Annotated in this window: 26 protein-coding genes; 9 read left to right on the top strand and 17 right to left on the bottom strand. The window is 68.3% G+C overall.

The annotated features are described in order from the left end of the window. Position 1 precedes the first annotated feature (1 nt). Genes ACZK39_RS04965 through lpdA form a run of 3 tightly spaced genes read right to left on the bottom strand, consistent with a single transcriptional unit; the run spans position 2 to position 3,155 of the window. The gene (locus tag ACZK39_RS04965) at positions 2 to 955 is read right to left on the bottom strand and encodes an aldo/keto reductase (RefSeq protein WP_463612690.1); all 954 of its coding nucleotides are present in this window, start codon (positions 953 to 955) and stop codon (positions 2 to 4) included. A gap of 27 nt (positions 956 to 982) precedes the next feature. After that, the gene (locus tag ACZK39_RS04960; RefSeq protein ID WP_220489312.1) at positions 983 to 1,750 is read right to left on the bottom strand and encodes a glucose 1-dehydrogenase; all 768 of its coding nucleotides are present in this window, start codon (positions 1,748 to 1,750) and stop codon (positions 983 to 985) included. A gap of 4 nt (positions 1,751 to 1,754) precedes the next feature. Next, the gene (lpdA, locus tag ACZK39_RS04955; protein WP_182782801.1) at positions 1,755 to 3,155 is read right to left on the bottom strand and encodes a dihydrolipoyl dehydrogenase; all 1,401 of its coding nucleotides are present in this window, start codon (positions 3,153 to 3,155) and stop codon (positions 1,755 to 1,757) included. Positions 3,156 to 3,245: 90 nt separating this feature from the next. Here lpdA and relB point away from each other — a divergent pair, with 90 nt between their 5' ends. Next, on the top strand, positions 3,246 to 4,784 hold the full coding sequence (relB, locus tag ACZK39_RS04950; RefSeq protein ID WP_182782800.1) for a type II toxin-antitoxin system RelB family anti-toxin: 1,539 nt from the start codon (positions 3,246 to 3,248) through the stop codon (positions 4,782 to 4,784). Between the two features lie 9 nt (positions 4,785 to 4,793). Here the strand turns inward: relB and pdxY are convergent, their stop codons facing one another. Then, positions 4,794 to 5,648 carry a pyridoxal kinase PdxY gene (gene pdxY / locus ACZK39_RS04945; RefSeq protein WP_463612689.1) on the bottom strand — a complete coding sequence of 285 codons (855 nt, stop codon included), beginning with the start codon at positions 5,646 to 5,648 and terminating at the stop codon, positions 4,794 to 4,796. A 57-nt stretch (positions 5,649 to 5,705) separates the two neighbouring features. Here pdxY and ACZK39_RS04940 point away from each other — a divergent pair, with 57 nt between their 5' ends. Both ACZK39_RS04940 and ACZK39_RS04935 read left to right on the top strand, forming a co-directional pair. Then, positions 5,706 to 6,476: a glycerophosphodiester phosphodiesterase family protein gene (locus tag ACZK39_RS04940; RefSeq protein WP_182782798.1), complete on the top strand. Its 771-nt coding sequence runs from the start codon at positions 5,706 to 5,708 to the stop codon at positions 6,474 to 6,476. A gap of 58 nt (positions 6,477 to 6,534) precedes the next feature. Further along, entirely contained in the window at positions 6,535 to 6,876 is a 342-nt protein-coding gene (locus ACZK39_RS04935) for an RNA polymerase-binding protein RbpA (protein ID WP_182782797.1), read from the top strand. Here the strand turns inward: ACZK39_RS04935 and ACZK39_RS04930 are convergent. From ACZK39_RS04930 to lnt, 3 genes are read right to left on the bottom strand one after another with little or no spacing between them, the layout of a single operon-like run. Next, complete coding sequence (locus ACZK39_RS04930; protein ID WP_463612688.1) at positions 6,870 to 7,424, bottom strand: FxsA family protein; 555 nt, start codon at positions 7,422 to 7,424, stop codon at positions 6,870 to 6,872. The two genes, ACZK39_RS04935 and ACZK39_RS04930, sit on opposite strands and share 7 nt — an antisense overlap. Continuing rightward, positions 7,421 to 8,200 (bottom strand): polyprenol monophosphomannose synthase, encoded by a 780-nt coding sequence (locus ACZK39_RS04925; RefSeq protein ID WP_459054370.1) that lies wholly within the window; start codon positions 8,198 to 8,200, stop codon positions 7,421 to 7,423. The genes ACZK39_RS04930 and ACZK39_RS04925 overlap by 4 nt, the downstream gene beginning before the upstream one ends. A 36-nt stretch (positions 8,201 to 8,236) precedes the next feature. Continuing rightward, positions 8,237 to 9,751, bottom strand: a complete 1,515-nt coding sequence (gene lnt, locus ACZK39_RS04920; RefSeq protein WP_463612687.1) for an apolipoprotein N-acyltransferase — start codon at positions 9,749 to 9,751, stop codon at positions 8,237 to 8,239. 53 nt (positions 9,752 to 9,804) lie between these two features. Here lnt and ACZK39_RS04915 point away from each other — a divergent pair, with 53 nt between their 5' ends. Next, positions 9,805 to 10,695, top strand: a complete 891-nt coding sequence (locus tag ACZK39_RS04915) for a 5'-3' exonuclease (RefSeq protein WP_463612686.1) — start codon at positions 9,805 to 9,807, stop codon at positions 10,693 to 10,695. Here ACZK39_RS04915 and metW read toward each other — a convergent pair. From metW to ACZK39_RS04900, 3 genes are read right to left on the bottom strand one after another with little or no spacing between them, the layout of a single operon-like run. Continuing rightward, positions 10,685 to 11,287, bottom strand: a complete 603-nt coding sequence (metW, locus tag ACZK39_RS04910; protein WP_463612685.1) for a methionine biosynthesis protein MetW — start codon at positions 11,285 to 11,287, stop codon at positions 10,685 to 10,687. The two genes, ACZK39_RS04915 and metW, sit on opposite strands and share 11 nt — an antisense overlap. After that, a complete protein-coding gene (gene metX, locus ACZK39_RS04905) occupies positions 11,284 to 12,426 on the bottom strand; it encodes a homoserine O-acetyltransferase MetX (protein WP_463612684.1) in 1,143 nt (380 codons plus the stop codon). Before metX ends, metW begins: the two co-directional genes overlap by 4 nt. A gap of 29 nt (positions 12,427 to 12,455) precedes the next feature. After that, entirely contained in the window at positions 12,456 to 13,169 is a 714-nt protein-coding gene (locus tag ACZK39_RS04900) for a VIT1/CCC1 transporter family protein (protein ID WP_463612683.1), read from the bottom strand. Between the two features lie 84 nt (positions 13,170 to 13,253). Here ACZK39_RS04900 and ACZK39_RS04895 point away from each other — a divergent pair, with 84 nt between their 5' ends. Next, positions 13,254 to 13,433 (top strand): hypothetical protein, encoded by a 180-nt coding sequence (locus ACZK39_RS04895; protein WP_463612682.1) that lies wholly within the window; start codon positions 13,254 to 13,256, stop codon positions 13,431 to 13,433. Positions 13,434 to 14,261: 828 nt separating this feature from the next. Here ACZK39_RS04895 and ACZK39_RS04890 read toward each other — a convergent pair. From ACZK39_RS04890 to ACZK39_RS04880, 3 genes are all read right to left on the bottom strand, one after another. After that, positions 14,262 to 15,542: an O-acetylhomoserine aminocarboxypropyltransferase/cysteine synthase family protein gene (locus ACZK39_RS04890; RefSeq protein ID WP_463612681.1), complete on the bottom strand. Its 1,281-nt coding sequence runs from the start codon at positions 15,540 to 15,542 to the stop codon at positions 14,262 to 14,264. 80 nt (positions 15,543 to 15,622) lie between these two features. Continuing rightward, positions 15,623 to 16,318: an alpha/beta fold hydrolase gene (locus ACZK39_RS04885; RefSeq protein WP_463612680.1), complete on the bottom strand. Its 696-nt coding sequence runs from the start codon at positions 16,316 to 16,318 to the stop codon at positions 15,623 to 15,625. A gap of 72 nt (positions 16,319 to 16,390) precedes the next feature. Beyond that, complete coding sequence (locus ACZK39_RS04880; protein ID WP_463612679.1) at positions 16,391 to 17,755, bottom strand: L-serine ammonia-lyase; 1,365 nt, start codon at positions 17,753 to 17,755, stop codon at positions 16,391 to 16,393. Between the two features lie 150 nt (positions 17,756 to 17,905). Between ACZK39_RS04880 and sqr the strand changes: the two genes are divergently transcribed. The 3 genes from sqr to ACZK39_RS04865 are packed head-to-tail and all read left to right on the top strand — an operon-like array spanning position 17,906 to position 20,359. Further along, positions 17,906 to 19,393, top strand: coding sequence for a type III sulfide quinone reductase, selenoprotein subtype (gene sqr, locus ACZK39_RS04875; RefSeq protein WP_463612678.1), 1,488 nt, complete (start codon positions 17,906 to 17,908; stop codon positions 19,391 to 19,393). An 11-nt stretch (positions 19,394 to 19,404) separates the two neighbouring features. Next, the gene (locus tag ACZK39_RS04870) at positions 19,405 to 19,722 is read left to right on the top strand and encodes a TusE/DsrC/DsvC family sulfur relay protein (protein ID WP_463612677.1); all 318 of its coding nucleotides are present in this window, start codon (positions 19,405 to 19,407) and stop codon (positions 19,720 to 19,722) included. 13 nt (positions 19,723 to 19,735) lie between these two features. Then, positions 19,736 to 20,359, top strand: a complete 624-nt coding sequence (locus ACZK39_RS04865) for a DsrE/DsrF/DrsH-like family protein (RefSeq protein ID WP_463612676.1) — start codon at positions 19,736 to 19,738, stop codon at positions 20,357 to 20,359. A gap of 61 nt (positions 20,360 to 20,420) precedes the next feature. Here ACZK39_RS04865 and ACZK39_RS04860 read toward each other — a convergent pair whose 3' ends face one another. The 3 genes from ACZK39_RS04860 to ACZK39_RS04850 form a co-directional block, all read right to left on the bottom strand. Further along, on the bottom strand, positions 20,421 to 20,564 hold the full coding sequence (locus tag ACZK39_RS04860; RefSeq protein WP_182782784.1) for a GPGG-motif small membrane protein: 144 nt from the start codon (positions 20,562 to 20,564) through the stop codon (positions 20,421 to 20,423). A gap of 30 nt (positions 20,565 to 20,594) precedes the next feature. After that, positions 20,595 to 21,014 carry a CsbD family protein gene (locus tag ACZK39_RS04855; protein WP_463612675.1) on the bottom strand — a complete coding sequence of 140 codons (420 nt, stop codon included), beginning with the start codon at positions 21,012 to 21,014 and terminating at the stop codon, positions 20,595 to 20,597. Positions 21,015 to 21,128: 114 nt separating this feature from the next. Next, entirely contained in the window at positions 21,129 to 21,842 is a 714-nt protein-coding gene (locus ACZK39_RS04850) for a sigma-70 family RNA polymerase sigma factor (protein ID WP_463612674.1), read from the bottom strand. Between the two features lie 142 nt (positions 21,843 to 21,984). On the opposite strand from ACZK39_RS04850, the gene ACZK39_RS04845 reads away from it, so the two are divergent. Further along, positions 21,985 to 22,887, top strand: a complete 903-nt coding sequence (locus tag ACZK39_RS04845) for a TIGR01777 family oxidoreductase (protein WP_463612673.1) — start codon at positions 21,985 to 21,987, stop codon at positions 22,885 to 22,887. A 29-nt stretch (positions 22,888 to 22,916) separates the two neighbouring features. On the opposite strand, the gene ACZK39_RS04840 is transcribed toward ACZK39_RS04845, so the two are convergent. Then, a complete protein-coding gene (locus ACZK39_RS04840; protein ID WP_463612672.1) occupies positions 22,917 to 24,392 on the bottom strand; it encodes a CYTH and CHAD domain-containing protein in 1,476 nt (491 codons plus the stop codon). Between the last annotated feature and the right edge of the window lie 28 nt (positions 24,393 to 24,420).

The raw sequence follows: 24,420 nt of genomic DNA, 5'->3' as shown, positions 1-24,420 counted from the left end.
GTCAGGGGGCGAACATCTCGTCGACGGCGTCCAGCACCCCGTCCGGGACCGCGGCGGACCCGGCGGCGGCATTCTGCGCCACCTGCTCCACCAGCGTCGCGCCGGCGATCACCGAGGTGATGGACGGCTGGCCGAGCAGCCACTGGACGGTCACCTCCAGCATCGTGTGACCGGCGCGTTCGCACAACCGCCGGTAGCGCTCGAGCAGATCCCAGTCCACGCCCGCCAGCTGGGCGGACTTGATGGAACGCATCCGCCCCTCGCCGCCACCGTCGCGGGTGTACTTGCCCGTGAGGAGTCCGTTGGCCAGCGGGAAGTAGGGGAAGACGCCGAGCCCCAGGTCCACGGCCGCCGGAAGAAGGTCGTTTTCGATGTCGCGGGCCAGAAGCGAGTATTCGTTCTGGGCCGAGACGAAGGACTCGAGGCCCTCCGCCACGGTAATCTCTGCGGCCTCGCGCGCCATGTCCCCGGTGAAGTTGGAGTGCCCGATGAAGCGAACCTTGCCCTCGCCCACCAGGTCCGTCAGGACCTCCAGGGTCTCCTCAATGGGGGTCTCCGGATCCGGGGTGTGCATCTGCAGGAGGTCGATCCAGTCCGTCTGGAGCCGCGACAGGGAGGCCTCGACGGCCGAGCGGACATAGCGCCTCGCGCCCTTCGGGCCCCAAGCCTCGGAGCCGGGCATCGTGAAGTCCTGATGCCCGAATTTGGTGGCCATCACCACCTGATCCCGTTTGCCCCGCAGCGCAACGCCGAGGAACTCCTCGCTGCGTCCCGGGGCACCACCGTAGATGTCGGCGCCGTCGAAGAACGTGACTCCCTGGTCGATGGCTGCGCCGATGACCCGCACGCTCTGCTCAAGGGACTCCGTGGCGGTTCCCGGCCGGGAGAAGTTGTTGCACCCCATCCCGACGACGCTGACCTTCAACCCTGATGTGCCGACGCTGCGTTGCTCCATGGCCCCACCCTAGGCGCTGGTCGGCGGCTACCAGCAGCAGTAGCCTCCGTCGACCAGCAGGTCCGCACCTGTGATGTAGCTGGCTGCGGGACTCAGGAGGAACAGCACCGGACCGGCGATCTCTTCGGGGGTCGCCAACCGGCCCAGGGGTGTGCTGTCGGCGAACTCCAGCACAAGATCGGCCACCTCCGGGCGCTGGTTCATGGGCGTCAGTGTGTAGCCGGGGCTGACCGCGTTGACGCGGATCCCGAGGCCCGCCCACTCGACGGCGAGCGATTTCGTGAGGTGGATGACCGCTGCCTTGCCGGAGTTGTACTGCGCCTGCGTGAGGTTACGGTTGGCGATGTGGCCCGAGATCGAGGCGATGTTGACGATTCCTCCCCCCTCACCGTGTGCCTGCATGGCACGGGCCTGCGCCTGGCATGACCAGAACACGCCGTCGACATTGGTGGCGTAGACCGAGCGCCACTGGTCCGGTGTCAGCTCCAGCGCCGGGGTGCCCGCGCCGATGCCGGCGTTGTTGACGGCGAGGCGGAGCGGGCCCAGGCGCTCCTCCACGGAGGAAACGGCGGGCCCGGCCGCCTCAGGGTCACGGACATCCCACGCGACGGGGACCCCGAGGCCTCCGACGTCGGAGATGAGGCCCAGGGTCTCGGTGAGGCTCTCCTCGGCTCGCGCGCTGCAGGCGACGCGGGCGCCGGCCTCGGCGAGCGCCACGGCGATCGCCTGGCCGATGCCCTTGGAGGCACCGGTGACCAGGGCGACCTGGTCACGCAGGGAGAACGAGACGGTCACGATGTCAGTAGTTGATCATGTGACCGGCGATGCCCTCCACCGCCTCCTTGATGGCCTCCGACAGCGTGGGGTGAGCGTGGATGTTGCGGCTGATGTCTTCCGCCGTGAGGTCGTAGGCCTGCGCGAGCGTGAGCTCGGGCAGCAACTCGGTGACATCCGGGCCGATCATGTGGGCGCCCAGGAGCTCGTTGTAACGGGCGTCCGCGACGATCTTGACGAAGCCGACCCCCTCCCCCAGACCCCACGCCTTGCCGTTGGCGGCGAAGGGGAACTTGGACACCTTGACGTCGTAGCCCTTGTCCTTGGCCTGCTGCTCGGTGTAGCCGAAGGAGGCGATCTGCGGCTGGCAGTAGGTGGCACGCGGGATCATGTCGTAGTTGATGGGATGGGTCTCCGCGCCGGCGATGGTTTCGGCGGCCACAACGCCCTGTGCCTCGGCGGTGTGGGCCAGCATCATCTTGCCGGTGCAGTCCCCGATGGCGTAGATGTGGGGCACCGAGGTGCGCATGTAGTCGTCGATGGCGATCGCCTTGCGATCCGTCAACGTCACGCCCGTGGCCTCGAGGCCGAAGCCGTCCACCCGGGGGGCGAAACCGATGGCCGAGAGGAACCGGTCAGCCTCCAGGACCTTCTGCTCTCCGCCGGCGGCGGGGCTGACCGTCACCTTGACTCCGGTTCCGGTGTCTTCGATCCCCTCGACCTTGGTGGAGGTGAGGACGGTGACGCCGAGCTTCTTGTATGCCTTGGCCAGCTCGGCGGAGATCTCCGCGTCCTCGGTGGGGACCATCCGGTCCAGGTACTCGACGATGGTCACCTTCGTGCCGAACTGGCTGAGCACGAACGCGAACTCGGTGCCGATGGCGCCCGAGCCGCCGATGATGATCGACCCCGGCACGTCGTCGGCGAGGATCTGCTCCTCGTAGGTCACGACGTTGGCGGAGAGCTGCGTGCCCGGGAGCAGCCGCGTGGTGGCGCCGGCCGCGATGATGGCGTTTGTGAAGGTGAGTGTCTGCTTCTGGCCGTCGTTGCCGGCCACCTCGATCCGGTGGTCGTCAAGGAAGGTGCCCCAGCCGTCGATCTCGGTGATCTTGTTCTTCTTCATCAGGTAGTGGATGCCCTTGGTCATGCGCTCCGAGACCTGACGGCTGCGCTTGAACGCCTTGCCGTAGTTGAAGCTCACCTGCCCCTCGATGCCGAAGGTGTCCGCCTCGTGGGTGAAGATGTGCGCCAGTTCGGCGTTGCGCAGGAGCGACTTGGTGGGGATGCAGCCGATGTTGAGGCACACCCCGCCCCAGTACTGCTTCTCGATCACGGCTACCTTGAGTCCCAGCTGGGAGGCGCGGATGGCGGCCACATAACCGCCGGGGCCGGCACCGAGGACGACGACGTCATATTCAGAGCTCATGGCGCCCACTCTAGTGCCCTGGTGGCACCCCACCGCTGCCCTCTTCTCCAAACCTGTGACGCTATCTCACCCGTGAGATAACCTGACCCGATGAGCGCAACGAGCAAGTCCATCGGACGCATGATCCGCGAGGCCCGCCTCGCCCGGGGATGGTCGCAGCAGAGGCTGGCAGACGAGCTGGGCACCGTCCAGAGCGCGGTCCACCGCATCGAGAACGGGCAGCAGAACCTCTCGCTCAGCATGATCACCCGCCTGGCGGAGGCGCTCGAGATGCCGTTGATCCAGACGGCCACTCAGGGCAACGTGAACTTCGAGATCCAGGGCCCGACAAAGCTGTCGGGCGACATCGACGTGCGGACCAGCAAGAACGCGGCCATGGCCATCCTGTGCGCCAGCCTGCTCAATCAGGGCCGCACGGTCCTGCGGGGCATCGCCAGGATCGAGGAGGTGGACCGCATCAGTGAGGTGCTGACCTCCATCGGGGTGAACCTCACCTGGATCGGCGACAACGACCTGGAGATCATCCGCCCGGCCGAACTCAGGCCGGAGAACATCGACGCCCGGGCCGCCAAGCGCACCCGCAGTATCCTGATGCTGCTGGGACCGCTGATGCACGACTTCGACCAGTTCCTCCTCCCGTACGCGGGCGGCTGCGACCTGGGTGCCCGAACCGTCCATCCGCACATGTCTGCGCTCCACAAGATGGGCCTGACAGTTGAAGCGACCGAGGGCAACTACCACGCCGTCGTCGAGAAGATCCCGGACGGCGAGCGCTCCATCACCCTGATCGAGCGCGGAGACACCGTCACCGAGAACGCCATCATGGCCGCCGCCCGCACCCCCGGAATCACCACGTTGCGCAACGCCTCCGGCAATTACATGGTCCAGGACCTGTGCTTCTACCTCCAGCAGTTGGGCGTCACCATCGAGGGGGTCGGCACCACCACCCTGACCGTCACGGGTCAGGAGCACATCGAGGCCGACGTCGAATACCACATCTCGGAGGACCCGATCGAGGCGATGAGCCTGCTCACCGCCGGAATCGTGACCAGGTCGGAGATCACGGTGCGGCGCTGCCCCATCGAGTTCCTCGAGGTGGAGTTCGCGATCCTGGACGAGATGGGCCAACGCCTGGAACTCTCCGAGGAGTACCGCAGCCGCAACGGCAAGACACGCCTTGTCGACGTGACGGTCAAGCCGTCGGACCTCACCGCCCCCCTGGACAAGATCCACCCGATGCCGTTCCCGGGGCTCAACATCGACAACCTGCCGTTCTTCGCAGTCATCTGCGCCACCGCGACGGGCCAGAGCGTCATCTACGACTGGGTCTACGACAACCGGGCCATTCATCTGAAGAAGCTCTCCGATCTGGGGGCCAACATCCAGCTGATGGACGCCCATCGGCTGCTGATCCTGGGCCCCACCAAGTGGCGGGCCCGCGAGGTCGAGTCCCCGCCGGCGCTGCGGCCGGCGGTCTGCCTGTTGCTGGCCGCCCTGGCGGCCCGCGGGACCACGAACCTGATGGACGTCTATGTGATCAACCGGGGTTACGAGGATCTTCCCCAGAGGCTCAACAAGCTGGGCGCGAGCATCAATGTGTTCTGGGGCACGCCGGACACCGACGACTGAGGGCTTCGCTCACCCCACGCGGCGGGCCTCGAACACGTGCCGCGGGGCCACGATGTCAGACTGCGCATCCACCAGGCGGAGCTCGGGGTGCCCGGCGGTGGTGGTGGCGTCGAGGACCGAGTACACGATCGAGGCCGTGGCACCCAACGCGGCGCCCACATCGCGCGTGCGCAACCAGTGGGCCAGGAACATGGCGGTGGTGAGGTCACCCGATCCGGTGAACTTGCGGTCCAGGACCGGGGTCTCCACCTGCCACGCCCCGTCGGGGCCGACACCGATCATGCGCATGGCGTCCGCGGATGCGTCGGAGCCCACCACCGAGGTCACGACGACCACCTGAGGGCCGCGGGCTCGCAGTTCCGCGATCGCTGTGAGGACGTCCGCGGTGGTGTGCGTGGGATGTCCCGTGAGGAACTCCAGCTCGAACAGGTTGGGAGTCATGATGTCGGCGCGCTGGACCACGTGGTCGCGCCAGAACTCCGGGATCCCGGGCCGGGCATAGAAACCCCGGTCGACGTCGCCCATCACCGGATCCGCGCAGAAGACGGCCCCGGGGCTCTGCGCCTTGATCAGCTCGGCCGTGTCCAGGATGACCTGCCCCACCTCGGGTGTGCCCTGGTAGCCGCACAGCAGCGCGTCGACGACACCGAGGACGCCACGCTCGTCGATTCCCTGCACAACCTCCCACACGTCGGAGGCTGGGATCAGGGGTCCTCGCCACGACCCGTAGCCGGTGTGGTTGGAGAAGTTGACGGTGTAGACAGGCCAGACGTCGACCCCCGCGCGCTGGAGCGGGAAGACTGCGGAGGAGTTTCCGGCGTGGCCGTAGGCGACAGCGGACTGGATGGAGACAACCGTGGTCATTGGCACATCTTTGCACTCGTAGCGAAACCCACAGTCAGGACACTAAACTGCCACGCTATGGCCGGTGTGCACGAGGACTACCTGTCCCCCCAGTTCATCCCGATGGCCCACCGCGGCGGGGCACTGCTGACCGCGAACCTGGGCATCGAGAACACGGTGCGCGCCTTCACCAATGCCGTCGCCCTCGGCTTCCGCTATCTGGAGACCGATGTGCACGCCACCATCGACGGCCACCTCGTCGCGTTCCACGACGATGATGTCTCCCGCGTGACGGACGAGGCCGGCTCGCTGAGGTCCCTGCGGTTGAAGGAGCTGCAGAGCCTGAGGGTGGGCGGACGCGAGCCGATCCCCACGTTGGCCGAGTTGTTCGAGACGTTTCCCTCGTGCAGCTTCAACATCGACATCAAGCATGTGACGGCCGTGGTGCCGCTGGCCGAATGCATCCGCAGACATGGCGCGGAGCGGCGTGTCTGCGTGGGCTCCTTTTCCCGTTCGGCCATCCGCCGGTTCCGGTCGATACTCCCCCAGGTCCCCACGGCGGTGTCCCGCACGGGCGTGGCCGCCATGGCACTGACGGCCGTCATGCTGGGCGGCCCCGTGTTCCAGGTGCCGCTCAACCACCCGGTCGGGCCGGTGATGATGGACATCGTCACACCGCGGAACATCGCCAGAATTCACCGCGCAGGACGGAAGATCCACGTGTGGACCATCGACGAGCCGACCACGATGCACCGTCTGATCGACTGGGGCGTCGACGGCATCGTCACGGATCGGCCGGATTTGCTCAAAGAGGTTCTCCGGGCTCGGGGGATGTGGTCTACTCGATAACGGCTGAGGAACGAATCGGCGCCCCGGTTCGTTGGTGAAGCAGACGAAGGAGGCAAACATGGCTGATCGTGCGCTGCGCGGCATGGGGCTGGGCTCCAAGACGTTCGAAGACGAGCAGGGCATCGAATTCGCCGAGCGCCGGAAGCTGGCGTTCGACTGCCCGAAGGATCACCATTTCACGGTGACCTTCGCCCTGGAAGCGGAACTCCCCACCGAGTGGGAGTGCAAGAAGTGTGGATCGATCGCGGTGCGTTCTGACGGTGTGGTGGGCGAGGAGAAGCAGACCAAACCGGCACGCACCCACTGGGACATGCTGCGGGAGCGTCGCTCGATCCCGGAGCTCGAAGACATCCTCAACGAGCAGCTGACCAAGCTGCGCGAGTCCGACAGGATCTACTGACCCTTTCCCCGATCACGGTCCGCGGGCCGGTCGTCCTCGACGACCTCCCCGCGGATCGTGTCGTTTTCGTTGCTCGACGGGTTGATGACCGGGATCCAGGTCACCGTTTCGGTCACCACGTCGCCTCGGATGACGGTGGGCGCCGCGCCTGAGCGCTGCATCGTCTTGGAGGCCCACCACGCGATGCCCGACCGGATGAAGGGGCGCGTGAACGGCAGCAGCAGAAGCAGTCCGGCCACGTCCGTGAGCAGGCCCGGCACGACGAGCAGCACGCCGCCCATCAGCACCAGCGATGCGTCGGCCAACTGGCCAGATGGCAGCTGCCCAGAGGTCAGCGCCGCTGACAGGGCGCCCCAGGCCTTCCGCCATTCACGCTGAAGGAGGTAGATGCCCAGCACGGTGGTGGCCGAGAGGATGGCCAACGTCCACCAACCGATTTCGCCGGCGACCCACAGGATGGCGGCGATCTCCGCGAAGACGAGGCCGAAGACCGTCAGTCCCATGAGCGCGAGCCGTAGGGCTCCCTTGCGCGGATCCACGGCGCTCACGCAGCCCTTCGGCCGGTGATCGCACGCCTGACGCCCCCGGTGAGCTGACCCAGCCGGTGGTCGATGCCCCAGAGTGTGGTCCGGATCAACGCCTCGATCACGATGCTGCGGCTCATCTTGGAATCCCCGAACTCCCGCTCCACGAATTCGATCGGGACCTCGACGACGGTGAAGCCGGACTTGAGCGCGCGCCAGACCAGGTCGATCTGGAAGCAGTACCCGGCCGAGGCCACCTCGTCGAGGCTGATGCCGCGCAGCGTGGAGGCGCGGTAGGCGTTGAAGCCGCCGGTGGCGTCCTTGACCGGGATACCCAGCCACAACCGCGTCCACAGCGAGCCGCCCTTCGAGATGAACTCGCGCGACTTCGGCCAGTTGACCACAGAGCCGCCCTTGACCCAGCGCGAGCCCTTGACCATGTCCGCGCCCGCGCTGATGGCGCGCAGCAGCCTCGGCAACTCCTCGGGCTGGTGGGAGCCGTCGGCGTCGTGCGAGATCAGCACGCCGAAGCCCTCGTCGAGGCCCCAGTGGAAACCGGCCAGGTAGGCGGCGCCCAGGCCTTCCTTCCCCTTGCGGTGCATCACGTGGATCTGTTCGTCGGCCTCCGCCAGCCGGTCCGCAATAGCTCCGGTGCCGTCCGGGGAGTTGTCGTCCGCGACGAGGATGTGGGCCTGCGGGACGGCCCGGCGGATCCTGGTGGCGATGCTCTCGATGTTCTGTGACTCGTTGTAGGTCGGGATGATCACGAGAACTCGCTCGAGCGCGTCCTGACTGGTCATGGAACACTTCTTTCCTGTTGTGGTGTCTTTGCCATGCTACCGGGCCCCACCTCGGCGCGGCCCCAGGGCGGCGACGATGCCACCGGCGGTTGCTGCCACGGCAACCCACGCCAGCCAGGGGCTGAGCAGCACCGAGAGGTTGACGTTGGTGCGCAGCGGGAGGGAGGTGAGCAGGCTGTCCGCCTGGTATTCGGCGGTGACCTCCTGCACGCGCCCACGGGTGTCGACGACCGCGGAGAGCGAGTTGAGTGTGGAGACCGCCACCTCGCGGCCCAGTTCCATCGCCCGGACGCGGTTGATGACCAGCTGCTGGTGCGGCTCGAACGTGCCGGCGTAGGTGTTGGTGTTGGACTGCGACACGACCACCTGCGCCCCGTGCCGGACCAGGTCGTAGGAGGTGTCGTCGTAGGCCAGCTCGAAACAGATGATGGTGCCTACCACGAGGTCCGGGAACCGTTCCGTGGGGGCCGACACCACTCCGGGCCCCTCCCCCGGGATCGATTGCCGGCCGATCTGCTCAAGGATCGGGAGCCGGGGCAGCAGGACGTCGCGGAAGGGGATCCATTCGCCGAAGGGAACCAGGTCTCGTTTGTGGTAGACGGCACCCGGACCGGTGTCGGGATGCCACCAGATGCTGGAGGTCTGACGCGAGTCCGGTACCGGCCCGTCGGTGACGGCCCCCACGAAGACGGGCGCCCCAGCCAGCCGCACGGAGAGCTCGACGAGGCCTCGCGTGGCGGCGTCGGCCTCCGGATCCACATCGGTGGCGTTCTCGGGCCACAACACGAAGTCAACCTCGTGGCCGCCCACGCGGGCCTCGGAAAGCGCGAAGATGGTCTCGCTGAGCGCATTGTTGGTGACGGAGCGGGCGTAGGTGTCGGTGCCCTTCTCAGCCCGGTTGACGGCCGGCTGAACCATGGCCACCTTCACCTCGTCGACCGGCTCGGACTGCGGCACCAGGTGCGCGAGTCCCCCCAGCGCGAATACACCGGCGACCCCCGCCAGCGCCACCGTCCGCCGGCTGGGCGACGACCAGGCCAGAAGAAGCGCTTGCGCCACCAACGCCACCAGGTAGCCGACCCCGGTGACGCCCACCCAGGCGAGCAGACCCGACATGGGTTGGTCCACCGTCGTGTAGCCGAGCCGCGCCCAGGAGAATCCTCCGAACGGCACCTTGCCGGAGACGTACTCCACCGCCACCCACGCGGCGGGCACCAGGAGCGGCCATGCGCGGAGCTTGAGCAGCCACGACACCGCGAGCGCGAGCACCCCCCACCACAGCGACAGGAACGCCACCAACGCCACGCCCACGCCCACCCCCAGGACCGAGATCCAGGACACCGTCAGCGTGTTCATCGCCAGGCCGGCGAGGTAGCCGAGGCCGAAGGCGGAGCGGGGCCGACGATCCACCATCAGCCAGGTGAACAGCGCCACGCCCACCAGGGTCGCCGGCCAGATCCCCATCGGCGCCTGTCCCGCGCCGGTGAGCAGCCCGGACCCGACGGCCAGCGCCGCGGACACCAGGAACGGCAGCGGCGGGCGGGTGATCACGAGGCCCAAGAGTACCCGGTCCGGGTCTGAGGACACTGTGTCAGGATGGCGGGATGAGCACGTTGATGGCCTTCGACACGTCCTACCTGTACTTCCGGGCGTTCTTCGGGGTGCCCTCCACCTTCCGGGCCCTCGACGGGCGGCCGGTCAACGCGGTGCGGGGCACGCTGGACTTCATCGCGCGTCTCGCCAACCAGTACGCCCCGGACAGCCTTGTGTGCGCCTGGGACGACGACTGGCGACCCGACTGGCGGGTGGACCTGCTCCCGAGCTACAAGGCACACCGGGTCGTCCAGTTGGCCGACGGCGAGGCGGAACTGGTCGACGACGACCTCAGCCGGCAGGTGCCGCTGATCCGCGACTGCCTCGAGTCGCTCGGCATCCCCGTCGTGGGCGTGGCGCAGCACGAGGCCGACGACGTGCTGGCCTCCCTGGCACGGCAGCATCCGGGCACCAGCCTGGTGGTGACCGGGGACCGCGACCTGTTCCAGCTCGTCGACGATCACACCAGCGTGGTCTACGTGGCGCGCGGGCTGGCCAATCACGAACTGGTCACCCCTGAGTGGATGGCGGCGAAGTATGCACTGTCCCCCGAGAGGTATGTGGACTTCGCCGTCCTGCGCGGCGACCCCTCCGACGGGCTGCCGGGGGTCAAGGGCATCGGGGAGAAGAGCGCCACCACCCTGGTGGGCGCCTACCCCTCCCTGGAGGCGATGGTCGCGGCCGCCGTCGACCCGGGCTCAGGCATGTCACCGTCGGTGCGCTCCAAACTGCTGGCAGACGTCGACTACCTGGCGAGGGCACGCGAGGTGGTGACCTGCGTCGACAGGCTCCCGCTGCCGGACCTCACCCGCTCCCCCGTGGACGATCAGCGCTGGGATGCCCTGGCCGAGAACCTGGCGCTCGGCGGCGCCGCGACCCGGATCCGGGCAGTCATCGCTTAGCGTGCAGCACGTAGAGCGACGAGCTGGCCAGCAGGTTGGCCGCCACGTTGCCCACCCGTCGCGCCCTCCCCGAGGCGCCCAACGAGATGCGTGAATCGATCACCATGTCCAGCCCGGCGAAGAGCGGCTCCAGGTCCGGCAGCGACGAGTGATGCAGATTCGGGGTGTCGAACCACTCGAACGGCAGGTCGCGCGACATCGGCATCCGCCCCGACAGCAGCCGCAGCCGGTTGCGCCAATGGGCGAAGTTGGGCATCGAGACCACGGAGTGGACCGCGATCCGGCCAATCTCCTGCAGGACCTCGCGGGGCTTGCGCACGGTCTGCAGCGTGCGCGAGAGGACCACGAAGTCGTAGCTGTCGTCGCCGAACTCCCCCAGCTGCGTGTCGAGGTTGAGCTGGATCACGTCGACGCCGCTGCGCATCGCCGCCACCAGGTTGCCCGGGTCCATGTCGACGCCGGTGCCGGAGCATCCCTTGAGCGTCAGCAGGCGCAGCAGCTCGCCGTCGCCGCAGCCGAGATCCAGGACGCGGGAGCCCTCGGGGATCAGCTTCGTGATCAGCCACAGGTCCGGCCGCAGGGTGTCGCTCATGCCAGCTCCTCCGTGGCGCGCTCCAGGTAGGCCCGGACCGTGGCGTGATAGTCGGGCACGTCGAGCAGGAACGAGTCGTGGCCCCACCGGGAGGCGATCTCACGGAAGGACGTGGGCAGCTTGGCGCCCTCCAGATGCCTGACGATCCGACGGGAGTGCTCGGTGGAGAATCGCCAGTCCGTGTCGAAGCTCACGATGAGGAAGCGGACCGGATCGTCGATGAGCGCCGCCAGGGCGTCCTCGTCCGCGAAGGGATCGAAGTAGTCCATCACCCGGGTGAGATAGAGGTAGCTGAGGGCATCGAATCGGGAGAGGAACCGCTCCCCCTGATGCTCGAGGTAGCTCTCGACGGCGAAGTCCACGCCGAAGTTCTTGGCGAGCTGGCCACGTTGAGCGGTCCGCCCGAACTTCTCCTCGAATCCGGACTCCGACAGGTAGGTGATGTGGGCCATCATCCGCGCCACCGAGAGCCCCTTGCGCGGCGAGGTGCCCGCGGTGAGGAAGCGTCCGTCGAGGAAGTGGGAGTCGCGCATGATCGCCTGCCGCCCGACGGCGGAGAACGCGATGTTCTGGGCGGTGAGGCGCGACGAGGCGGCGAAGATCAGCGCCCGGCCCAGCTCCAACGGATGGGTCATCGCCCACTGCAGCACCTGCATGCCGCCCAGCGAGCCGCCCACGGCGGCGGCGAAGCGTTCGATGCCCAGATGCCGGGCAAGGCCGCGGTGCACCTCGACGAAGTCCGCCATGTCCAGGAGGGGGAAGTCCAGGCCGTAGGGATCTCCGGTCTCCGGATTGGTCGACGACGGCCCCGTGGTGCCCTGGCAGCCACCCAGCAGATTTGAGCAGACCACGAACCAGACGTTCGTGTCGATGGGCTTGCCGGGGCCGATCATCGTGTCCCACCAGCCCGGCCGGGTCTCCCCTTCGTGATATCCGGCCGCGTGGGCGTCCCCGGTGAGCGCATGACAGATGTAGACGGCGTTGCTGCGCTCGGCGTTGAGGGTGCCGTAGGTCTCGTAGGCCACATCGACGATGCCCAGCGTGGCGCCGCTGCGGAGGATCAGCGGGCGATCCGGGTCGAAGACCCGGATCGACGACGTCTCCACCACGCCGAGGCTGGTTCCGAGGGGGCCGTTCACGCCCCCATTGTTGCGCAATCCGGAGGGGATCAGAGCACGGAGACACCCAGCAGGAGGCCTATCGAGTAGGTGGCGGCCAGGGCGAGCATCCCGCCGGTCACGACCCTGAGCACCGCGCGGCCGGCCGGCGCACCGCCGAGCTTCGCGCCCACCCCACCTGTGGCGGCGAGCGCCACCAGCACCGCCACCACCGTCACGGGGATGCGCAGCGGGATGGGGGCCAGGAGGATCGTCAGCAGCGGCAGGATCGCTCCGGCGAGGAACGCCACCGCGGATGCGAGGGCGGCGTGCCAGGGGTTGACGATCTCGTCCTCGGCGAGGTGGAAGCGCTGGGAGAGGTGGGCCTTGACGGCGTGTCCCTCGCCGATCTCCTCCACCACCTTCTCCGCCGTGGCCTTCGTGAGGCCCTGACGCTGATACGCGGCCACGAGCTCCTCGTCGGCCGCGCGACGATCAGAGGTCAGCAGCGTGCGCAGGGACGCGATCAGCGAGCGCTGCGAATCTGCCGCGCTGGACACCGAGACGTATTCGCCCAACGCCATCGAAATGGCTCCCGCCACCACCGCGGCGACACCGGCGAGCAGGACGGGCGTGACGGTGTTCGTCGCGGCCGCCACACCCACCACGGTGGCCGAGATGGACACGATGCCATCGTTGGCTCCGAGGACCCCGGCGCGCAGCCAGTTCAGCCGGCCGGACAGTTCAGCCGACTCGACGGGGTTCGGGGCGACAGTCACACTCATGGCACCATTCGACACCCGTTTCGGCGGCGAGTCCATGCAGGAAAGGCTACCCTGACAAGCACGATCGCACGTCTAGGAGGACCAATGAGCGACCCGATCACCAGCCCGGACGACGCCGCCGTCGTCCACGACAGCGAGCTCACCCGACGCCAGACCGAAGGCCCGGACGGCGGTGAGCATCTGCACTCATCCGACCATTCGATCGCCGAGGAGGACATCGAGGCGGATCGGCGTCACCAGCAGGAGACGCCGACCCAGCCCTAGCGGTCATCTCAGTTGGCCCACCGGTGCAGGGCAGCGCCTCAGTGGGTCAGGGATTGCTTGTCAGGTCCAGATACAACCCTTCGAGACGGCCGGCGCCGCTTCGCGGGCGGCCCTCCTCAGGGAGCGAAAAGACGGCCGGCGCCGCTTCGCGGGCGGCCCTCCTCAGGGAGCGAAAAGACGGCCGGCGCCGCTTCGCGGGCGGCCCTCCTCAGGCGGCGAATCTGGACGGGTCACGCCGCTGGACAGGCCGCAGCCTTAGCTCGGTCCCTGAGGGTCCCGCGTCGCGAAGCGACCGCAGGACGTCTCGAAGGGTCAGAAAACCGCACATAGACACGAGGGTGAGGAACGGCAGGGCGGCACTGCGCAGCGGTGCCCAACCCGACGATCACCCAACCGGCATCCCGCCCAAACAGACCCGACCCCAACGCCGCCCTGCCGGCCCACGCCCGGGACCTGGCAACGCCACAGGGAGGACGAGTGCGGGGAGACGCGAGACGATGCCCGGGCGGCCTCAACACCCCGACCACCGACCCAGACGGCCGAAACATCGAGACCCTGGACAACGGCCGCCCGGGCATCGACTCACGGCTCACCGCACCCGACCACAAGAACTGCGTCAAGGTGGTAGTCACAACCCTTCGAGACAGGCCACGCCGCTCCGCGGGCGGCCCTCCTCAGGGAGCGAAAAGAGAGCCCACGCCGCTTCGCGGGCGGCCCTCCTCAGATAGCGAAAAAGAGGGCCACGCCGCTCCGCGGGCGGCCCTCCTCAGGCAGCGGGTAGGTGGCCTTCTGCAGGGACCGTACCGGCCCCCACTGCCCGCGGCTCACTCAGATGCGGTTCAACGCCTGGGTGAGATCCTCCAGGATGTCGTCGATGTGTTCGATGCCGACGGACAGCCGCACCATCTCGGCGGGCACGCCCGCGGAGAGAAGCTCCTCGTCGGAGAGCTGCGAATGGGTGGTCGACGCGTTGTGGATGGCCAGCGACTTCGCGTCGCCGATGTTGGCGAGATGACTGAACAGCTCCAATGCCTCCACCAGTCGGGTGCCGGACTCGCGGCCTCCCTGCACGCCGAACGAGACGAGGCCGCCGAAGCCGCCCTTGAGGACGCGGGTGGCGATCTCGTGGGTGGGGCTGGACTCGAGGCCCGGGTAGTTGACCCAGGACACCTTGGGGTGTGCGGTCAGAAAGTTCGCAACCGCGAGCGCGTTCTCGCTGTGACGCTCCATCCTCAGGTGGAGAGTCTCGATGCCCTGCAGCAGGAGGAACGAGTTCATGGGGGCGATCGCCGCCCCTGTGTTGCGCAGCAGCACGGTCCGCGCCCGGATCACGTACGCTGCGGGGCCGGCCGCGTCGGTCCACACCACTCCGTGATAGGCCGCATCCGGCTGCGTCAGCCCGGGGAAGCGGTCGCTGTGCGCTGCCCAGTCGAAACGCCCGGAGTCCACCAGCACGCCGCCCAGCGAGGTGCCGTGGCCGCCCAGGTACTTCGTGGCGGAGTGCACTGAGATGTCCACGCCGTGGTCGAACACCCGGGTGAGGTAGGGGGTCGGCACGGTGTTGTCGACGATGAACGGCAGGCCCAGGGCGTGCGCCGCCTCGGACCAGGCGTCCAGATCGATGACGTTGAGCGCGGGATTGCCCACCGTCTCGCCGAAGACCAGCTTGGTGTGGGCATCGACGTGCTGGGCCAGCTCCTCCGGCTTGCCCGGATCGACGAATCGGGCCTCGATGCCGAACTGCTTGAGCGTGTGGGCGAAGAGCGCGTAGGTGCCGCCGTAGAGCGTCGACAGCGCGACGATGTTGTCGCCCGAGTAGGTGAGGTTGAGAACGGCGTAGGTGATCGCGGCGGCGCCGGACGCGGTGGCCAGGGCCCCGACGCCGCCCTCGAGCGCGTTGACGCGGGCCTCGAGCACGCTCTGGGTGGGGTTCATCAGGCGGGTGTAGATGTTGCCGGGGCGGGCGAGCGCGAAGAGGTCCGCGGCGTGCTGGGCGTCGTCGAAGACGTAGCTGGTGGTCTGGTAGATGGGTACTGCGCGGGCGTTCGTGGCCGAATCGGCGGTCTCCTGACCGGCGTGGACGGCGAGCGTTTCGGGGCGGTAGGTCATCGGTGACTCCTCGTGGGCCAAGTGTTCTGCCCCCAAAGTAGTGGGCGCGCGAATCTCCTGGGAGGGTGTCCGTTACGCCGTCAGCGCACTGTCGCGGCGCGGAGGATCACCTCGGCCAGGTCTCCGGCTCGGCTGACCTGGGGCCAGTGGCCGGACTCCAGATCCACGTAGCCGGCGTGCTGGAGCCTGCGCAGCTCGCTGACGGGGGCGAAGCCCTGTTCGGTCCACGACCGCAGCTCGTCGGCGGAGTACTCGGTGCAGACGTTGACCACGGGGATCCGGTAGCGCCGATCGTCGCTCAATTCCTGGATGCCCAGGGCGTACTGCCCCGGTGCCGGGGTCATGTGGCCCTCGAGTTCGGCCTTGGCGGACTCGTCGAGGTCCGCGGTGTCCGGGCCGTCGAACGCGGACCACCCCACGAACGGGATGACGCCGTCGACAGGCTCGAAACCGTCCAGGATGGGTGAGCCGTGTGGGATCGGGAAGCCTCCCACCAGCACCACGCAGCCGACCCTGTCCGGCCGGCGGTCCGCAGCCGCCCACGCCGCCGCGCACCCGGCGGAGTGGCCGACGAGGATGACGTGGTCCGCGGAGTTGTCGATCTCGGTGACCACCGCCGCCACCAGATCGCCGTAGGTCACCGTGGAGGGGTCCTGCCCGTCGTGGCCCGGCGGGGTCAGGGCCACGACGCGATGGCCCGCCTTCTCGAGGAACGGGACCACACGGGACCACGACGAGCCGTCCAGCCAGAGGCCGGGGATGAGAATGATGTCCATGGGGCCACCTCCTGCAAGAACGCTAGCCGCGCGGCCGCGGGTCGTGTCGGTTTCTCCGGGATCGGGGTTGTCTCAGCACTCGACGACGTTGACGGCCAGGCCGCCCGTGCTGGTCTCCTTGTACTTGCTGTGCATGTCCAGACCGGTCTGGCGCATCGTGGCGATGACGGCGTCCAAGGAGACGATGTGGCGCCCGTCGCCGTGCAGTGCAAGCCGGGCCGCCGTCACGGCTGTGCTGGCGGCGATGGCGTTGCGCTCGATGCAGGGCACCTGGACCAGGCCGCCGATGGGATCGCAGGTGAGCCCGAGGTGGTGCTCCATGGCGATCTCAGCGGCGTTCTCCACCTGGGGGGCGGTTCCGCCCAGGACGGCGCACAGACCGGCCGCGGCCATGGCGCACGCGGAACCCACCTCCGCCTGACAGCCCCCTTCCGCCCCGGAGATGGAGGCGTTGGCCTTGATCAGGCTTCCGATGGCCGTGGCGGTGAGGAGGAACTGGCGGACATCGACCGCCCCGGCGGCGGGGTGGGAGTCCAGGAAGTACTGGACCACTGCGGGAATGATCCCCGCCGCGCCGTTGGTGGGGGCGGTCACCACGCGCTCCCCGGAGGCGTTGGCCTCGTTGACAGCCAGCGCGTAGACCTGGAGCCACTCGGCGCCTCGCTGGTGCCCGAGCTCCTCCTTCTCGAGCTGCCGTTGGACCCCGGCCGCGCGGCGCGGGACCCGCAGGGGACCGGGCAGCGTGCCGTGGGCGGTCAGGCCCGCGTCGATGCTGCCCCGCATGGCCGCCCAGACGGCGTCAAGCCCGGCGTCGGTGTCGGGGTCAGGGCGGTGCGCGCGTTCGCATTCGCGAGCCACGTCGGCCACGCCAAGTCCGAACTCGCCGCAGATCCGCATCAGATCCGCAGCCGTCTCGAACGCAACGCCGCCGCCGGCGTCGCTGCCGCTGAGGGAGGGGTCGCCCTCCCTGCGGATGAAACCGCCGCCGACCGAGTAGTAGGTCTCCTCCAGGACCGGGCCGCCGTCGGGCCCCAGTGCCCTGAGGCTCAGCGCGTTGGCATGCGCCGGCTTGCGGGTCAGCGGCGCGAACCTCACCTCGTCGCGGCGGAAGGGCACCGGGCCGACGCCGGGGATGGCCAGCGGCCCCCCGTCGACGTGGCCGGACCACGCGCGCCGGACAGCGGCCGGGTCGCAGGTCTCCGGCCTCATGCCGAGCAGTCCTGCCACCACCGCGTCGGGTGTGCCGTGCCCGATCCCGGTGGCGCCCAGCGAGCCGTACAGGACCACCTCGAGCCGTGCGACGGAGGCGCCGATCGAAGCGAGGCGGCCCGCGAAGTCCGCGGCAGCGCGCATCGGGCCGACGGTGTGCGAAGACGACGGCCCCATCCCGATCGAGAACATGTCGAGCGCGGAGACGTAACAGCCCCGATCACCCACCAGCGGCTCCCTTCCCCGGTACACCTGTGTGCGGCCAGCCTAACCGCCCGTGGAGTCCTACGTCCGGTCGTAGAAACTGGGTCCCCCCGCACACCGCATACCCCAACCTGTATAGGCTATGTGGACCACCACTTCTTCGGAGGAGCCTCAATGAGGAGACTGGTCATCCTGGGCGGCGGAACAGCCGGCACCATGGTCGCCAACAAGCTGCGATCGGCGTACCCGCCAGCGGAGCTTGAGATCACGGTCGTTGATCGCGACGACGACCACCACTACCAACCCGGGTACCTCTTCCTGCCCTTCGGGATCTACGACGAGGGCAAGATCGTGCGCTCCCGTCACCACTTCATCCCCGACGGGGTGGAGTTGGTGCTGGCGGAGATCGATCGGGTCGACGCTCACGCCAAGACCGTTCACCTGTCCGACGGCCGCGAGCTGGACTACGACACCCTGGTCATCGCCACCGGAGTGGAGCCGAGACCCGACCTCACCCCGGGCGCGGACGCGGACGACGTCCACCACTTCTACGACCTGCCGCGGTCCCTCGCCCTGGCGGAGGCGTTCAAGGAGTTCCGCGGCGGTCGGCTCGTGGTTCACCTGACGGACATGCCCATCAAGTGCCCTGTCGCCCCGCTCGAGTTCACGTTCCTTGCCGACGCCTACTTCCGTGAGCGGAAGACGCGGAAGAAGGTGGAGATCATCTACGTCACCCCGCTGGACGGCGCCTTCACCAAGCCGATCGCCTCGCGTGAACTGGGCACCATGTTCAAGGATCGCGACATCCGCCTCGAGGCGGACTTCGCCGTCGAGCGGGTGGACACCGAGGCCAAGGAACTGGTCTCGTTCGACGATCGGCACGTCCCCTACGATCTGCTGGTCTCGATCCCGCTGAACTTCGGCGCCGAGTACGTGGCCCGATCCGGGCTGGGCGACGACATGAACCTGGTGCCGTGTGACCAGCAGACCATGCGCTCCCTCGCTCACCCGGACATCTTCGTTCTCGGCGACGGCGGCACACTCCAGACGTCAAAGGCGGGCTCGGTGGCCCACTTCTCCGTGGACGTGTTCATGGAGAACTGGCCCTACTACATCGCCGGCCAGGAGCTGCCCCACCACTTCGACGGGCACGCCAACTGCTTCATCGAGACCGGGCACGGCAAGGGGATGCTGCTGGACTTCAACTACGGCACCCAGCCCTACACGGGCGGGTTCCCACTCCCCGGGGTGGGGCCGATGACGCTCCTGGGCGAGTCCCGTTCCAACCATCTGGCGAAGCTCGCGTTCCGGTTCGTGTACTGGGAGTTCCTGCTGCGCGGGCGCCCGCTCCCCTTCACCACGGACATGCACCTCCTGGGTAAGAACGTGGAGGGCGACGCCTCAGGCACCTCGAACAAGGACCTCTTCCTGAGGGCCCTCGGGAAGCGCGGGCACGCCGCTCCTGCCAACAAGGCTCGCAAGTCGACGAAGGCCGTCTCCCGGGCGGCCGCTCCACGCAAGTCGGCGCCGCGCCCGGTGTCGCGCCCCACCGCCCCTGCCAGGGACGCCGCACCGGTGGCCGCGTACGTGCCTGCCAAGGGCGTCGACTCCCCCGCCGACCCCTCGTCGGTGCTGCCCAATCCGATCATCCCCAAGTTCTAAGGAGAATCCACGTGCCCACGACCCGCATCGGCGACCGAGCCATCGACGTCAACGACGAGGGCTTCCTCACCGAATACAAGCAATGGGACGAGGACCTGGCCCCCATCCTCGCCGGCTATGCCGGCATCGACGAGCTGACCGATGAGCACTGGGAGGTGCTGCACTTCCTGCGCGCCGACTACCCGGCCCGCAAAGAGACCGCGACGCTGCGCCGCGTGGCCAGCGTCGGGGGTTTCGACATGAAGCAGCTGTTCAGGCTGTTTCCTGGCAAGCCCGCCAAGAAGATGTCCTACATCGCCGGGCTGCCCAAGCCCAAGGGCTGCGTCTAGGAAGGACTGCCCAATGACCGAGATTTCTGATACCCCCATCGTCCCCGACTTCGGTGGCGCCCGCCCCACCTCTACCCCGGTCGCGGCCGATCCGAGGGCGGCTCAAGCCAAGGCGAAGCCGTCCGACTTCGCGGCGCCGTCGTCCGGTGAGGACCGTCCGCGCAAGATCTGCTTCATCGCCTCCAAGGGAAACCTGGACATGGCCTACCCGGCGCTGATCATGGCCAACGCCGCGCTGGGCGAGGGCGTCGAGACGCACATCTTCTTCACGTTCTGGGGCTTCGACCTGGTCACCGAGCGAACGATGGACGATCTGAAGTTCACGATGCTCGGAAACACGGCGATGCACCTGCCCATGGCCAAATCGCTTCCGCTGTGGGCCGGCATGGGAGCCATCCCCGGCATGACCAAGATGTCGACATCGATGATGAAGAAGCAGCTCAGCGACCTGGAGATCCCCGACGTGCGGGAGATGCTCGACATCATCGTCGCCTCGGGTGGCCACCTGTGGGGCTGCAAGCTGAGCTTCGACATGAACGGCCTCACCCTGGCCGACCTGTATGACGGCGTCGAAGACGTGATCAGCGCCGCTGACTTCATCGAACTGTCAGAGGGCGCCCAGATCATCTTCGTCTGAGACGAACACGGCGCCTCCCCGCAAAGTGCGGGAAGGCGCCGTGGGGGGGACTAGGTCAGGCTCAGGTGAAGAAGCTCACGCCGCCCGGACCGACGAGGAGACCGAGAATGATCAGCACGATGCCCCACACCAGCTGGCTCCGGACGATGGCGAGAATGCCGGCGATGACAAGCACCGCGGCGATGATCCACAAGATGGTTCCCATGTCGTACTCCTTGTTCGTTGAAGGTGATGGTCAGATCTGATCGCGTCTGGGCGTGTTCCGCAGGTCCGCTGTGGCGGGATCGTCGTGGTGTAGACCCTGGCCCATGTCGTCGCGAAGGTTGTCCCGGAGGGTACCGTCGTCGCCGGGCGTGCCAGTGGGTGTGTCGGGCAGGACGTCGTGGACGCGGTCCTGGCCCATGTCGTCACGAAGGTTGTCCCGCAGGGTCGCGTCGTCGCCAGGGCCGTCGGTGCGCAGGTCGCCCGGTACGTGATCGGGATGATCCAGACGGGCGTCATCGAGGTCGTGGTGGGCGTGCCCGGCGTCGTCGCTCCGGTGCTGGGCCCTGCCCTCGGCCTCGAGCCGCTCGTTGTCCGTGGCGTCGCCCCACATCTCCTTGGCGCGACCGGCAACCTCGTCTGCGGCCTTGCGCATGCTGTCGTCGATTCCCATGATTCCCTCCTCGGTTTTTTCGAATCGGCTCCACGCGGGTGCGGAGGCCGTCTCACTGTCTTCGTACCCGATACCCGGAGTTTCAAACATCGAAGTTTCCCGGCCGGGTGGCCGCTACGCGGCGGCGGGCTCCATCTCGTCGCGGAGTTCACCGAGGACTCGCGCCAGGATGCGGGAGACCTGCATCTGACTGACCCCGACCAGGCGGCCGATCTCGGCCTGGGGAAGGTCGTCGACGAAGCGGAGATGCAGCACTCGGCGCTCCACAGCGCTGAGCCGGCGCATAGCCGAGTTCAGGGTGATGAGGTCCGGAATGAGGTCGAGGTCGCGGTCGGTGGCGGGAAGCTGTAGCCCGGGCCCGCCATCGTCGGCGCCTGTGGGGGCATCGAGCGAGATCGGCCGGAATGCCAACGCCAGCGTCTCACGCTCACCGGACGCCCTGCCGCCGCCTTCGGCGTCGTCGGGACGCAGTTCCTGCAAGCGGCGGGGCGGGCGCACCATCCAGCCGGCGCGGAAGTGCCTCTTGATCTCCCCTGTGATGGTGGCCACCGCGAATGGGACGAAGGCGCCGGCCTCGGGGCGGAAGCGCTGGACCGCACAGATCAGTCCGACGCGGGCCACCTGGATCAGGTCGTCGAGATCGAGTCCGCGGTTGGCGTAACGCCGCGCCAGCGCCTCGCAGAGGTCCAGGTGCATCACCACCACCTCATCCAGGAGACTCTGACGGGCGGTGGGGGACGTTTCGGCGCCCAGCTGCCGGAGCAGCTCCAGGGCGCGCTCGTCGCGCTCAGTGATTGCTGAGGGCGAGGGGGTATGGACAGTCGCCATGATTCAACTCACCTTTACGGAAGAGTCGGAGTCGGCACGTGGTTTGAACCGCTCTGTCTGACCTCACCTTGGCACGGCTCGCCGCCATTTGGCAAGCATTTCGGAATGAAAAGTGGCAGGCTCTGCCCATGAGAGGTACGGCATGAGTGCGCAGAAAGTGGTGGTGGCCGGGGCCTCAGGGCTGATCGGGAGGGCCCTGGTCCAGGCCCTCCGGGCAGACGGCGTCCAGGTGACGACGCTGGTGCGGCACGCGCCGCGAAGCCCCGACGAGGCGCGGTGGCTGACGGGTGAGGAGCGGCTCGATCCCGGCCTGCTCGAGGGCGCCCGTGCCCTCGTGGTGCTCAACGGGGCGAGCATCGGCAGGCTGCCGTGGACGCGGAGCTACCGGCGCACGCTGTGGGAGTCGCGCCTGGTAGCCACGAGGGAAGCGGCCACTGCAGTGGGGGCGGTGGGCGCTGGAGGACCGGCCCTCATCTCCGCCTCGGCAGTGGGCTACTACGGCTCAGTTCCAGGACAGGTGCTCACCGAGGCATCTTCTTCCGGAGACACCTTCCTGGCGCGGTTGTGCGTCGCATGGGAGGCGGAGGCGGCCCTCGTCGGTCCCGACGCGCGGGTGGCCATGCTGCGGACGGCTCCCCTCGTGCACCCCGAGGCGTTGCTGAAGCCCCTGATCCTCCTCACCAGCCTGGGGTTGGGCGGTCCCATCGGCCGCGGCACCCAGGTGTGGCCGTGGATCTCCCTCGACGACGAGGTCCGGGCCATTCGGCACGTGATCGACCACGACCTCGGCGGGCCGGTGAACCTGGCCGGTCCCACGCCTGCCACGGCCAATGATCTGGGGCGGTTCCTGGCGAGGCGCCTCAACCGTCCCTTCCTGATCCCCGCCCCTGAGTTCGCCCTCACGACCCTTCTGGGGCGGGATACTGCCGAGTCCCTGATGACCTCGGATGCCGACGTGCGCCCGGCGAGGCTGCTTGCCGACGGATTCGAGTTCCGGCACCGCACCGTCGAGGAGGCGGTTGAGGCGGCCCTCGAGGCGCGCTGATCGGGCCGACGACGGGCCGTTCGTCCGGCTCAGGGGGTCCGATCCGGCGCTTTCGCAGTGAGTGCGACGCTCAGCGCAGCCCTGGCCTCCGCCAGTGCCGTGTCCGCCCGGCGATCGGCAAGGTCCAGCATCGTGCCGATGCTGGGGCCGCCCAGGAGGCCCACCTCCTGCCGGGCGATCACCAGATCCTGAACATCGCCGAACGCGGAGGTCACGTCCTTCCAGGCGGAGGCGCTCTCCTCGTCCGCGGAACGGGAACCAGCGAGTCCGGCCACCACATCGTGCGCGTAGCGGGCGGCCTTGGCGGCCTTGCGGACGTCATGCCACAGGCTCACGACGGACGGGTTGGCTTGCGCCAGTTGACGGCGTCGTCGGACCCGGTCGTCTGCCCGATCGGCCAGGCGCCGCAACTCGAGGGGGGCATCCCTCCTCCCGGATCTGGAGGCCTTCACCCGCAGCAGGTGGCCGATCATGCGCTCGTGCAGCGCGTCCCACCGGGGGGTTGCCATGGAATTGAGCAGCAGCCCGCGCGCGTCGTCGTGGCGCCGCGCCAGGTCGACACGGATCCGGGCGCGATCGTCTACGCCGAGCCCGACCTCGCCGGCCAGTTCGTCGATGAGGGCGAGGATGACCTCGGTGTCCCGGGGACCACCCAGGAGGACGCCTGCCCATCTGAGCTCGCTCACCAGCCCCGGCAGATCCGGCGCGGCGAGGGTTCGGCCAAACACCGTGAGGATGCTTCTGAGCCGGCGCAGCGCGACCCTCGCCTGGTGCACAGCGTCGTCCTCATCCGTGACGAGCGCTGTGTCTAAGGCCTGGAACTGGCCGAAGTGCCGTGCGAGCTCCGCTGTGACCGCGTGTGCGGCGGTGTCGCGGGAGGTGCCCCGCCCGGCTCCGGATTCCAGCGCCTGCTGAGCCTTGGACGCGTGCACCGCGGGCCGCAGTCCCGAGCGCAGGAGCAGCGAGGCCACTTCATCCATGGTGGATTCAGGTTCACCCGTGGCGAGTTCCACCTCCACCTCGCACCAGGAACGGGCCCCATCGGACGGCTCGCCCAGCGGACGCGCCCGCACCCGGTCAACCGCCACCTCCGCACGTATCCGGCCGCTCTCACCGAAAAGGTGCGTGATCCGCCTCCTCGTCCGGAGCAGCAGAACGGGCAGGAGCGGATCCTCGCCCACGACCTCGGCCACAGTGGCGCGCAGGGATGCCGGCACCCTGCACGGGGCCGCGAGCGGGAGACTGTGCTCGCGCCTGGATCCGTGTGGGCCGGGCGTCTTGAGGTGCCAACCGGCGTCCTCGCCGCCGGTGCGCCTCCTGAGGGTGACCCCGGCGCGCGCGAGGGCTCCAGCTGGGGTGTCGAAGTACTCGGCCCTCAAACGGAGCGTACGCATCGGCGAAACCGGCCCCAGGAGGCCGAGCTCCGGCAGCGCTCCCCCAGCGGGCAGAGAGAACTTGCGCTCCCGCTCGAACGCCGTGCCCGCCTCGTCGCGACCAATTCGCATCAGGCATCCAGCCTAGTGGCCGGATCGC

It is taken from the genome of Tessaracoccus luoxuelianae (genome assembly GCF_055326245.1).
Note: the sequence above shows the minus strand (reverse complement) of the source record. Positions and strands in the feature narration are given on the sequence as shown.